Origin of the sequence: Ralstonia sp. ASV6, assembly GCF_016429285.1 — a bacterium.
Taxonomy (GTDB): domain Bacteria; phylum Pseudomonadota; class Gammaproteobacteria; order Burkholderiales; family Burkholderiaceae; genus Ralstonia; species Ralstonia flaminis.
The window spans coordinates 1-813 of record NZ_JAELUI010000330.1; the positions used below are offsets into that span (position 1 = coordinate 1).

An 813-nucleotide genomic window follows, 5' to 3' on the forward strand; every position below is an offset into this window, starting at 1 on the left:
GGTGGAAGAGAGCGTGAAGGGGCAGACGTCGATCAACGCCGAGATGCCGCTCATGATCATTGCCGTGTTGACGCTGCTGATGATCCAGCTCAAGAGCTTCTCGCGCACGTTCATCGTCGTGTTGACGGCGCCGCTGGGCCTGATTGGCGTGGTGGCTGCGCTGCTGCTGTTCGGTAAGCCGTTCGGGTTCGTGGCGCTGCTCGGGGTGATTGCCATGTTCGGGATCATCATGCGCAACTCCGTGATTCTGGTGGACCAGATCGACCAGGACATCGCCGCGGGCCAGAAGCGCTTCGACGCCATCATCGGCGCCACCGTGCGGCGCTTCCGGCCAATCATGCTGACCGCGGCTGCCGCTGTGCTTGCGCTGATCCCGCTGCTGCGCTCGGGCTTCTTCGGGCCGATGGCGACCGCACTGATGGGCGGTATCACCATCGCCACGGTATTGACCATCTTCTTCCTGCCGGCGCTGTACGCCGCTTGCTTCAAGGTGCGCCCGGACGAACGGGAACTGCCGTCGACCGGCACCGCAGCCCTGGAGAATTGATCATGAAACTCTCTCGTATGACGTGCGCGCTTGCCGCAACCTCGGTGCTGGCCCTGTCGGCATGCTCCCTGGCGCCCATCAGCGTGCCGCCTGCCGTGCCGTCGCCGGAACACTATGGCGTGGTGACGCAGCCTGAAAAGACGGTGGAAGCGGCCGGCGTTGCCCAGCAGCTTGACGTGGGTGCCGCGCCCGTGCCGCAATGGTGGCGGCTCTATCAGTCGGAGGCGTTGAACGCGTTGGTGGAAGAGGGGTTGCGCAATAACCCC

Annotated in this window: 1 protein-coding gene and 1 pseudogene; both read left to right on the forward strand. The window is 64.5% G+C overall.

What is annotated here, in order from left to right; all coding sequences use genetic code 11:
• On the forward strand, positions 1-547 hold a 547-nt coding region (locus JHD73_RS27905), incomplete at its 5' end, for an efflux RND transporter permease subunit (protein ID WP_199033360.1).
• Between the two features lie 2 nt (positions 548-549).
• Positions 550-813 (forward strand): annotated as a pseudogene (locus tag JHD73_RS27910) (RND transporter); the annotation flags it as partial.